This is a genomic window from Bacillus sp. 05T22, from assembly GCF_056396765.1.
Genome location: NZ_JBFTMC010000132.1, coordinates 1 through 10,965 on the forward strand (window position 1 = coordinate 1; position 10,965 = coordinate 10,965).

Here is a 10,965-nt window from a genome sequence, read left to right on the forward strand (position 1 = left end):
CTGTAGAAGGATCACTTCAATATGACGTGCTAGATGCTGTCGGGGAATTTAAAGGACAACCTGGCTATATTGTGTGTAACAACATTTCTGTTACGGATGAAGGCCGTCCTGTTTTTGAAAATCGTTTTAAAAACCGTGCAGGCCTTATTGAAAACGAACCTGGTTTCCAAGCAATCCGCGTTCTTCGCCCATTAAGTAACGATACATATGTCATTATGACAATGTGGGAAAATGAACAAAACTTTAAAGATTGGACAGAGTCACGTTCTTTCGAAAATGCACATAAAAAACGACCTGCACAAACAAATGCAGAGCCGCAAAAGAGCATTTTTTCAAGACCTTCTTTTGTGACTACTTTTGATGTGTTAGCTTAAACAAAAAAGCTGTAACTCCGATTGAGGAGAAGCTACAGCTTTTTTCTCTGTCTTCCACGAACTCATCGCCCTTTTATCTTGAAATACTTTCCACTTCATTTCTACCACAGTAACTACATTGACCTCGTCTACGATAATAATAAGCGATAGAAGCAAGACCTAGCGCTATCCCCCAGAGAATCCATAAAAGCATTGGCCCTATTGAACCCCAAATGTGACTCAGCAACATATTATCTGTAGACACGAGGTGAAGTGTAACCGCGATAAAAGCGAAAGTAAAGGTGAAGCCAGCAGCGGTTACAGCAATCGCTACACACGATGCTGGAATCACCGCCAGCAGGATTGGCACCCTTTTACCGTTAACGAATGGGAACCATCGCGGGAAGGTTTCACCCCATTTCTGGATCAAACCCAGCGTAAGAATACTACCGGCGATACATATTGATCCGAAAGCCCATTCAGTAATATGATGCGCTGGGTTAACATTTGAAAATTCCTGCAAAAACTTCGCGTCAATTCCTAGCGGGATTTTCAATGCCCAAGCATAGCGCGTAATTGCGTATGGAATAGGAGCAAGAGCCGCAAGATAGGTAATCCATCGACTCCATCGCATGAGAAGAGATGTTTTCCCGTCCGCTTTCCTTCCGCAATATTCACATGCATGGCGTATTTTTCTTCGATAAGCTACAGCGAAAAACCCCCAAGATATTCCTCCTAGAACACATATAATTTGATTGAGCATCAGCCAGTCAAATTTAAATTTTAATAAAAAAGCATAAGCCATGGCCGCAATCAGACTGGCATCCGGTACAAAGAGGAGTAAAGCAGCCGCCCACCCCCAGGCATAAATGAGGATAAGCCGCTGTTGGAAAGTCTTTTCCACTGGCTTCCTCATTGAAAATCCAACCAATATACCTATCAGACAAAGAACAACAAATATGATACCTCCAACCTGGGACGGAAGATAAGTAACCTTTCCAGCAAACAAATCCATACCATCTTCATTCTTAAAAGGATACCCCTCTCCTCCAAGCAACCAGTAAAGATGCATCGATCCATAAAGAGCTGACCAAGCAATGGCTATATACCCAATCCAAGATGGCCATCGCTTTAGGCTCATTCCTTCTCTTTTCTTTGGTGAAGGCAATGCAGAATTTGTATCCATGTTAGATTTGTCAATGGAAGTCTTTGAATCCACTCAAAAAACACCCTTTCCTATTATTTTCTTGAGACTGATCTACCCCGTTTTTTTGTATACACATGCATCCAAATTTGACACTAACCTGCTCACAGCCCATTTCTTTTTTAACTCTCATAAAAAATCACCTCGATATCCATTGTATTGAGCGAATGGAAAATCGAGGTGACCTCAAGTTTAAATCTAGTTTAATTTTTGCCTTAAATAATGCCATGTACCTTGCGGAGAACTGGATACCTCCCAAAAAACATCCATTTCCCTGGTCATGAGCGAAACGATGGATAGCCCGATGCCCGCTCCTTTTGCTTCTGAGTGGTGCTCCATTCCCCGCCCTTTATCTCTGATGACCATAAATAAGTCGCCGTCACGATCAATTGTTTCTACACAAATATATCCGCCAGACCTGGCATGCCTAATGACATTTTGAAACAGGTTATCGAATATACTGCGCAGCCAGAGAGGATCCACCTGCCAAATCAATGAACAGTCAGCCAAATGGACATTCACTTCAAAACCTTCTTTCTCAAAAACCGGATACCACTCGGCGACAGCATTACGTAACTCTTCAATCACATCTATGTTTGTCTTCTCTAATGGATACTTTCCAGCTGAAAGTAATGTGTAAGTAAGAAGATTTTCAAGTAATTTTCCAACATCATTTAGTTTGTTGACGATAATTTGTACCGATGCGGTTGCTTTTAAGGATGAGGGGTTATTCTGAATAGAGTAGGCATGCTGTCTAATAACGGTTAAAGGCGTCCGTAAATCGTGAGAGATATTCGCAATCAATTGTTTTCGTAGATACTCTTCTTCCTTCTCGCGCTTCCGGCTGTCTTTTAACTGATCGATCATCCTGTTAAAGGCTTTTTCCAATTGTCCAATCTCATCACTGTTATTGACTGTAACCTTATCAGGTATTCCATCATTTACGGTATCTGACATTGCGCTTTGAAGTTGTACAAGTCTTTTGCGAATACCTAAAAAAAATAGCAAAGATACCACTACAATCGAAACACCTACGACAAAAATAATAAGGATTAAAAAGAGATCTCCATTTACTGGCTGAATCGCAAGCGTCGTAATAGATTTTTGGATATGAAATACCATAAATCCTTGTTCACCATCTTTACCAATCGTAGCTGTCACAGTGAATATATCTTGTTGCTTTTTCCTATCGAGATAGTTGATGAGGTTCAAAGGTGTCCATTGATCAGGAATCTCTACGATACGCTGATTGATCACATGGGTTTTCCCCGCCTTGTCGACCCAAAACAGCTCAGCTTTCGGATAATGTCCTTGTATCTTACCGAGCTTTTCATTGATTGTATTCTCATTAGCTTCATTTAGTTGTTCAGCTTCATGTTCCCACATTTTTTCTATTTCCAGTGGCTCATGTATCGTATCTTGTTTAAGCAAAATGTCAGGTAAATAATAGATTGCTGGCAAAATAGGCCACATGAATAAAGAGGCAAGGATCAATAATAAATATTTGGTAACGAGCGATCTTCGAATATTCATAACTTCAACCGATACCCGATGCCGCGAATCGTCTCGATAATCTGAGGATGACTGGGATCAATCTCTATTTTTTCACGCAAATGACGAATGTGGACCATAAGAGTCCGATCCCCTTTTATATAGGAATCTTCCCACACAGCTTCATATATTTGCTTTTGAGTCAAAATCTGATTTGGATGATTGAAGAGAAACATAAAGATATGAAACTGTTTACCAGTTAAGACAATCTCTTTATTCGTTTGTGAACTCAAAATACGGTTGGCTTTCCGATCAATACTTAAATGGTTCAACTGTATATGATCCAGAGAAACCACACCGAATCGCCTTAAGAGAACATGAATGCGGGCCTCAAGTTCATCAGGATGGTACGGCTTCGTCATATAATCATCTGCAAAAGCAAGCCCTTGCAGTTTATCTTCTATTGAAGCTCTCGCTGTGAGCATCATAATTGGTATTTCAGGGAACTTTTGCTTCATTCGCTGTCCAACCGTATAACCATCAAGCCCCGGAAGCATAATGTCCATAATAACAACGTCCGTTTGTTCCATGTATTCAAATGCATGATGGCCAGACTTCAACCAAATCACTTTATATCCCCGTTCAGTAAAAAACTCACTTACCCATAATCCAATTTCTTTATCATCTTCTATATGTAAAATTGTTAATCCCATCACATTTCTCTCCTCTACAATAAATCTTCACACATTTATTGAGGTTCCCTAACCACAACATATGCTTATAAGTGTCTATTTTTAACTAGATAACGTGAAACTTTAATCAGTGAGGGGCTTCTTTACGGGCAGTTAATGCAAGGGAAAAGAGGTGCTGTTTTCTATCATTTATATTCATCTAATTTGGTTGTCTCTAATTATAATCGCCTGCACTGAACTTCTAATTTCCACCTATCTCTTCCCCCTTTTACAATACTTGCGTCAAAAGCACTTCTATCTTAAAAATGACCATAAAATACATGCAATAACATACAAGAAACCCGAATAATAGAATTTTTGAATTATCCACTACCCGGGTTATATATCTAACTTTCTTTTTTATTTTTACTTATACCATTCATGAATACGGGCTACATCCTCTTCACGCACATGCTTTAATTCATAATGACGTCCCGCAGCACTGCAGGCTACTGCTACAATATACGTATACAACCTATCTTTCCGCTGAAAATACGATTGTTTTTTTGTCATTGCTTGTACATGTCTTCTTTTCACGAATCCTGTATACTTTGCAATGCCCCTGTACACAAGCGTTAACTGATCAGATTTTATCGCATATCCACCAGTTTTATACTTTCCATATCCAAGAATTATAAATGATAAAAATAATGGTACTAATACAAATAAAGCACTATATTGCTGAAAATATACACTCGCTCCTATGATTGGTACCAATGTAATCACAAAAGTAATCCAGCTCATAATCAAGTAGCGACGCAGCGCTGCTTTTGGCAAATGGACAAATTCCTCTTCCATTTCATATGGTAATTGTAAATATGTCAGCAATTGCTGCACATCCTTTTTCTTCATGAGCGGATGCAATATGACATTCATATTATCAGTTTCAATACTTTGAATAACTTCCACTTCAATGGAACAATACCCAAACGGTTGACGAAGGATTCCTTCTTTCATTGTCAATGCCTGAATCCGGTGCAGTTTTAACACAATCTCTTTCTTTTCCAGTAGCCCTTGTGAAATACGAATTTCATTTCCACTTCTCTGCACTGTAAAGTTCGCATGTTTTAAAGCATAGCCAATTGTAGAAATGACCCATGAGATTACAATTAAAATAGCGCCCATATATAACCAATCATATACTCCATTGTCTTTCACATACGTTTCTACTTTTTCTATGAACCATTTTGGAAGAACGTTATCAAACTGTGTATAAAGGACAAACAATCCTGAAAATAACAAGCCAAACTGACCAGATGTAATAGCTGCTAGCAAAATTTCTTTTGGCGTTAACTGATAGACTGTTGTATTTGTTTCTGGTAGCAAGCTTTCCTCTTCTTTTAAAGGTTTCTCGTCTTTTACTTTATTTAATAAGGCGATTAATTCTTTCGCTTGCTCTTCCTTAATGCCAGCTAACGTCACCTCCGGATCCTTTCCGCCACCAGCCGTTTCAATTTTGAGCTTCGTTAACCCAAATAACTGATAGATGATATTGGAAGCTGTACTAATTGTTTGCACACGCTCTTTATTTAAATAGCTTTCTTTTTTGACAAATACCCCGTGTTTTATATGTAAAATATTATTTTCAATCCAATGCACTTTAAAGTACCATTTCACAAACGAAAATATGGCCAAAATCAACAAGAAGCCTAAAATGAAAATGGGAAATAAGTACCAAGGCTCTACTTCATCTTTAGGACCAAATAAAACAATGATAATAAGGGGAAATAAACTAGAAATCCTTATATCAAATAATATAGTAATCGGATGTTGCCTCTTATACATCCTTATCACTCACTTTCRCAAGTTCCCCAATTTGTCGTTTCAACTGTTCTGCCTCTCTCTTTGTTAGTCCTGGAATACTATGAGAAGTCGCTGCCGTTGAAATTTGTAATTCTGCTAGTTCATATTTTCTCATAATCGGCCCTTGTTCAATCGTCACATGCTGAACGCGAATCATTGGAACTAACACACGCTTTACAACGAACATTCCTTTTTGAATTTCAATCTCTTCTTCATCTAATCGATAGCTATAATAACACTGACGTAGTTTCGGAAAGATAAAATAGTCTAGTGGCGTATATATAATCGTGGCAACGACCAATATACCGAACAACCAACCCCACCAATTAAACTTGATCATAAAAAAGAGATACGCAAGAACAATACTTACAAGTACTCCCGCACCAATCAAAGCATGGATCTTCCACACTTTGACCATATTAGGATGAATTTCATTTTCTAACGGCTGCATTTTATCACTCCAAATATACAATTCTATTAAATATATATACTTTGCAATATGCCATAATCATACAATACAAAACAAGGTAAAATAAACATTTTTTGTGAAAATAAAGCTTGTTATTTTCTGAATATGTAGAATACAACCAACAATAGATTTTACGTATTTTACTTTTCCAGTCATTGAAAATTCCCCTGGATTTGAGTCAATATATTTATGATAGGACTGAACCTTTTAACAACGTTAACTTTGAAAATTTAAGTTCTGTTTTTGGGATTATACAAGAAATAATTAGCGAAAATAATGAATAACAATTAAATTTATACCTAACATTCAAAACAACAAATGAGATATTTAATACAAGATAACTCATTTGTTGTTTACTAAAAAATGAAAGTAAACTTTTAAAAATAGATAAAAATAATTTGTTATCCATATCATCCGTAAACATAAAGTGAAACTTKAATCAGTGGGGGTTTTCTTCATCCCACACTGATTATTAGCCTTCACCAATCGGGCTTTTACGGGCAGTTTATCTCCCACCTAACTTCTTTGTTTTCACCGAATTTTGAGGTGGGAGTATTACTGCCCGCGAATAGCGGGATAAATAAAGAGATTAGAGCATCCGTGAACAAAAAAAGAGAAGAAAACAACGTTCCCTCTCTATAGCTTTCTTTATTAGTGTCAGTAATTTAATTGATTCTAATAAAATGCAGTTTACTACTCCTTAATATAAAAATCCTTTGTTTTCACAAATAATACTCAAACATTTTTGCAACCTTTTCTTTCATTTTTTCTTTTATAGATAATTGATTGACGTCAGAGGATGTTACTCGCTTTGAATTTTGTAAGTCTACATTAATGACTGGCTTTATTTTAGAAATATAGACAGGGTCATGGATATAACAGTTCATTTCTTCATTTAAATGAAACGAGCGCGAATCAAAATTCACGGTCCCAACCATCAATACGTTTTCATCAATCAAGAATGCTTTACCGTGTAACACTCCCTTTTTATAACCATATACTTCTATTCCCTGTTTTAATGCTTTTCGGATATATGGATACGCTGCTTCTTTAACTAGCAGTGCATCCGAATGAGGTGAGAACAGAATTTTCACACGAACTCCCCTCTTTCTTGCATCTACTAATGCGTTCCAAATAGTTCTGTCTTTTGGTATAAAATAAGGTGTTACTATAATGATGGACTCTTTTGCTTGTTGAAACAGCATTGCATAATCTTGTCCAAGTTTTTCTCCGCTGTAATATGCAGTAAATCGATGCGAGGTTGTTCCCTTTTCCTTTGTCGCACTGTGTATCGGAATCGGTTTCTCTGAGTTTTTTTTCCAGTCTAACACAAATTGGTGTTCTAGATCTTGAACTCCTTCTCCTCGTATTTGAAGGTGATAATCTCTCCAGTGACCGAGTTTTGCTTTTTCTCCTAAATACTTCTTGCCAATATTAAATCCGCCAATGTACCCAATCCTTCCATCAATAACTGAAATACGGCGATGATTCCGATGATCCAAAGAAGCAGAAAGATAAGGAAAAGCGGGCTTATTGTAATACGTAAAATGCACTCCTTTTTTAACTAATAATTCTCTTTCCTTTTTCTTTAGTAAAATTCCTCCTAGCCTATCCACTGCATAATATACTTCTACACCTTCCTGACTTTTTTGCCTCAATAAATCTAGAAACTGATGACTTACTTTATCATCGGCAATAGAGAAGAAGCTAATATGCACGTAATGTTTTGCTTTCTTTATATCTGAGAATAATTGATTGTTTAACTGTTTCCCATCTGTATACATAGTAATATCACTTTGACGAATAGGGTATTGGCTAGGCTGCTGGTCAAATCTCCCACTTTTTTCAGCTGCTGTTCTGTCAATTTCATCCCAAACAAACAAAACAAAACATACGCCGATAAATACAAAGAGGAGCACTCGGAAAATTTTCCCTATCTTTTTCAGCATATCTAATCTCCTTTATATATTATCGTTTTTTTCTGTTAGTTTTTGTTATCAGGACAAAATTATTCCATAGCCATCCATGAAGCTAGTCTTTACCATAGAACATGTAAGTAAATTACGTTCTTACATGTTAGATTTTCTTATGAATTTTCTATTCACGTCAAGTTAACATACCCCCACTTATTGGTATTCAATTAAAACAAATACTACTCAACCGTCTATAATTCCCATATAATTGAAATATCCTATGTATAGAGGTGAAATTATGGATTCTTCTTCGTTTTACTCTATTGTGATCATAATTGCTGTGTTGGTCTTATGGCGTAGAATTAGGGCAATGCATCGTCCGATTAAAGGAAACGGAACCCGTCTTCTCTTACCCATACTATTTTTGTTATTACCCTGCATTCCCATCATCTTAAATCCAAAAGCACATGCCACTGGCTGGGAATGGATTTGTGCAGTTATCTTTGGGTTCCTTTTGTCAATTCCACTTATTTGGACTACTAACTATGAACTCCGATCCGATCTGCATATTTATGCTGTAAGAAACAAGAGCTTTATCATTACCTTTCTCACCATACTTATTATCCGATTTTTACTTCGTGATTATTTAAAATGGCTAGGTCCAGAAACAGAAGCGGCACTATTTATGACTGTAGCGCTGGGATATATCTTACCTTGGAGAATTATCTCTTTCATCAAATTTCGTCAACTATACAAAAGTCGAATCCAAACTAACGACAACATTGACTTCCGATAACACCACTTATCAGCAGTCAATGTATCTCGAAACCTATAAACCTATAAAGATTCTACTCTTACATACACAATTAACACAGTTCAAATAAATTGAACTGCGCTACTAAAGTTGTTTAATATTGTTTAACCTAATCCCATTTTGAACAATCGAATTACAGCATTTTATATATTTCAATTAAGTTATCGTCAGGGTCACGAAAATGTGCAACACGCGCTCGCCATTCCTCACGATCATGCGGTTCATTAACAAATTCAATTCCTTTTTCTTTGAAACGGTTATAAGTCTGATCGACATCTTCAACTTCAAATTGAAGCAAGAATTTTGATTGAGACTCAGCTTCTAACGGCTTATTTCCTTCTTCGACCAATTCGGCCATCACGTTTCGAGATACAAGCTCAATTTTCGTTTCTCCATTATTGAAAAGCGCATATTCCATGTCTTCCTCATACCAACTCACTGGAAATTCCAATAGATCTCTGTAAAACACGGCACTTTTCTTAAAATTTTTGACCAAAAGTCTTATTTGCAACAACTTCAAATCAATCATCTCCTGAAAAATATTATCGAAAAGCTAACACCATCGTCATCCATTGAACATTTCGTTACTGATTCGAATATTCCTTCCTGTTTCATGTAACTATCCTGCTGTGTTATCTGTATAACAAATGAAACAACATTATTATCATTCAACACTTTCTATCGTGATACAGAAAGAATATTCTCTATATGGTTAAGTCTTGAGATTAAAGCTTTAGAAAATAAAATAAGGAAGCATTCTTCATCAATTAAAGTTGCTTCCTCCCCACCAATGTACCATCAAATGCAGTTGCCTAGAAGTACAGTATATATTAGTTATGATTGTACTTCTTAAGTGCAGCCCCAATAGCCGCTACTATCGTGAAAATTGAATCACTATATATTCTATGTTTAGCTAGTTTTATTGATATATAATATCGAATATTTATTTTGGTTTTGCAACGCCCTCTACGTGAATACATGTACTTTTTCATACGGATATTACTCACCTTTATAGGTTCATCATATCCGTATGTCTAAGCAAGTGTATTAAAGTTTTTGTACCAAAAGATACAGTTTAACGTTTGATGACTTTTAAAATGTCCTGGTATTTCCATGATTTTGAGCTACCTGACTGGATTTTATTTGCTAATTCATTAGTGTAATTTGTTGTTGCTGCCGCAAATTTATTACGATCCCACTGATGATCTCTAGCGATTTGTTCATCAGACAAATTATAGTATGAATACATTACTCGTCCTTGCACATCTGGAATTGGATCATCAAAAGTTGTATCAAGATGGTACCATTTCCCTTCAATTTTCACTTGATTCCAAGCATGTGGTTGTCCATTTCCAGTTCCTGTTACAATATGATTTTCTATTCCAGCCTCTTTTAACAACTGATACGTTAATAATGCATATCCTTGACAAACAGCAGAACGGTTTGCTAAAGCTTCATACGCTGTATAGGCTTGGAAAGAAGTATCATAAGAGACATGTTTTACAACATAATCATGAATTGCTTTTACTTTTTCGTGTTCATCCATACCAGCTTGAACAATGGAATTGATAATTGATTTCGCTTGTGTCTTTACATAGTTCGTTTGTTCTTTGGATTCACGGTATGTAATCTTTAATGTAAACGTGTAATTTCCTGGAATACCACGGATAGAGTATTGTGTATTTGCGATATTATAACTTAAGTATTCGTTAGATTCGACTGCCTTGTCGTATTCTTTAACAAGTGTATCCATAACTTCATTAATATTAGAGTTTTTGGATGTGTATGTCATTGTTATATTTTCTTCTTGATTATTAATATGCTTTTTTATTTCATTTTGAAATGCGTCTAATAGCTGCCCGTCAGGTCGTGAAACGTTATTTGCATTTGCAGCGTTTGGATTCCAAACACCATTACTTTCAAAGTAATACTTTTTCCCATTATCTTGGATCCAGCCTGTTTGCATTGCTCCACTTCCACCAAAGTAGTACCATGCTCCGTTAATTGACTGCCAACCTGTTTGCATCGCTCCGCTTCCGTTGAAATAGTACCATGCTCCATTAATTGACTGCCAGCCTGTTTGCATTGCTCCACTTCCGTTGAAATAGTACCATGCTCCATTAATTGACTGCCAATTTGTTTGCATTGCTCCACTTCCGTTGAAGTAGTACCATGCTCCATTAATTG

The 10,965-nt window shown here is 36.6% G+C and carries 10 protein-coding genes; 2 read left to right on the top strand and 8 right to left on the bottom strand.

Going from position 1 to position 10,965, the window contains the following annotated elements; all coding sequences use genetic code 11:
• On the top strand, positions 1–374 hold a 374-nt coding region (locus AC1DIT_RS24680; protein ID WP_476998475.1), incomplete at its 5' end, for an antibiotic biosynthesis monooxygenase family protein.
• 73 nt (positions 375–447) lie between these two features.
• Here the strand turns inward: AC1DIT_RS24680 and AC1DIT_RS24685 are convergent.
• The 6 genes from AC1DIT_RS24685 to AC1DIT_RS24710 all read right to left on the bottom strand — a co-directional run bounded on the left by AC1DIT_RS24685 (position 448) and on the right by AC1DIT_RS24710 (position 8,000).
• Positions 448–1,572 (bottom strand): DUF3995 domain-containing protein, encoded by a 1,125-nt coding sequence (locus tag AC1DIT_RS24685; RefSeq protein ID WP_016131219.1) that lies wholly within the window; start codon positions 1,570–1,572, stop codon positions 448–450.
• Positions 1,573–1,755: 183 nt separating this feature from the next.
• Positions 1,756–3,018 (bottom strand): HAMP domain-containing sensor histidine kinase, encoded by a 1,263-nt coding sequence (locus tag AC1DIT_RS24690; RefSeq protein ID WP_229161479.1) that lies wholly within the window; start codon positions 3,016–3,018, stop codon positions 1,756–1,758.
• 68 nt (positions 3,019–3,086) lie between these two features.
• Positions 3,087–3,761 (bottom strand): response regulator transcription factor, encoded by a 675-nt coding sequence (locus AC1DIT_RS24695; protein ID WP_016113682.1) that lies wholly within the window; start codon positions 3,759–3,761, stop codon positions 3,087–3,089.
• 384 nt (positions 3,762–4,145) lie between these two features.
• Positions 4,146–5,564 carry a PH domain-containing protein gene (locus tag AC1DIT_RS24700; protein ID WP_016113681.1) on the bottom strand — a complete coding sequence of 473 codons (1,419 nt, stop codon included), beginning with the start codon at positions 5,562–5,564 and terminating at the stop codon, positions 4,146–4,148.
• The gene (locus AC1DIT_RS24705; RefSeq protein WP_476998476.1) at positions 5,557–6,033 is read right to left on the bottom strand and encodes a PH domain-containing protein; all 477 of its coding nucleotides are present in this window, start codon (positions 6,031–6,033) and stop codon (positions 5,557–5,559) included. Before AC1DIT_RS24705 ends, AC1DIT_RS24700 begins: the two co-directional genes overlap by 8 nt.
• A gap of 740 nt (positions 6,034–6,773) precedes the next feature.
• Positions 6,774–8,000: a phospholipase D-like domain-containing protein gene (locus tag AC1DIT_RS24710; RefSeq protein WP_016113679.1), complete on the bottom strand. Its 1,227-nt coding sequence runs from the start codon at positions 7,998–8,000 to the stop codon at positions 6,774–6,776.
• A 262-nt stretch (positions 8,001–8,262) separates the two neighbouring features.
• On the opposite strand from AC1DIT_RS24710, the gene AC1DIT_RS24715 reads away from it, so the two are divergent.
• Complete coding sequence (locus AC1DIT_RS24715) at positions 8,263–8,760, top strand: CcdC protein domain-containing protein (protein WP_016132569.1); 498 nt, start codon at positions 8,263–8,265, stop codon at positions 8,758–8,760.
• A gap of 151 nt (positions 8,761–8,911) precedes the next feature.
• On the opposite strand, the gene AC1DIT_RS24720 is transcribed toward AC1DIT_RS24715, so the two are convergent.
• Together AC1DIT_RS24720 and AC1DIT_RS24725 are read right to left on the bottom strand one after the other, a co-directional pair.
• On the bottom strand, positions 8,912–9,298 hold the full coding sequence (locus AC1DIT_RS24720) for a VOC family protein (protein ID WP_033671011.1): 387 nt from the start codon (positions 9,296–9,298) through the stop codon (positions 8,912–8,914).
• A 555-nt stretch (positions 9,299–9,853) separates the two neighbouring features.
• The coding region (locus AC1DIT_RS24725) for a transglutaminase domain-containing protein (protein WP_476998477.1) at positions 9,854–10,965 on the bottom strand (1,112 nt) is incomplete at its 5' end.

Bases quoted from the DNA above. Each gene is read 5' to 3' on its own strand.
- AC1DIT_RS24710 (WP_016113679.1), bottom strand. From the start codon at position 8,000: ATGCTGAAAAAGATAGGGAAAATTTTCCGAGTGCTCCTCTTTGTATTT.
- AC1DIT_RS24715 (WP_016132569.1), top strand. From the start codon at position 8,263: ATGGATTCTTCTTCGTTTTACTCTATTGTGATCATAATTGCTGTGTTG.
- AC1DIT_RS24695 (WP_016113682.1), bottom strand. From the start codon at position 3,761: ATGGGATTAACAATTTTACATATAGAAGATGATAAAGAAATTGGATTA.
- AC1DIT_RS24700 (WP_016113681.1), bottom strand. From the start codon at position 5,564: ATGTATAAGAGGCAACATCCGATTACTATATTATTTGATATAAGGATT.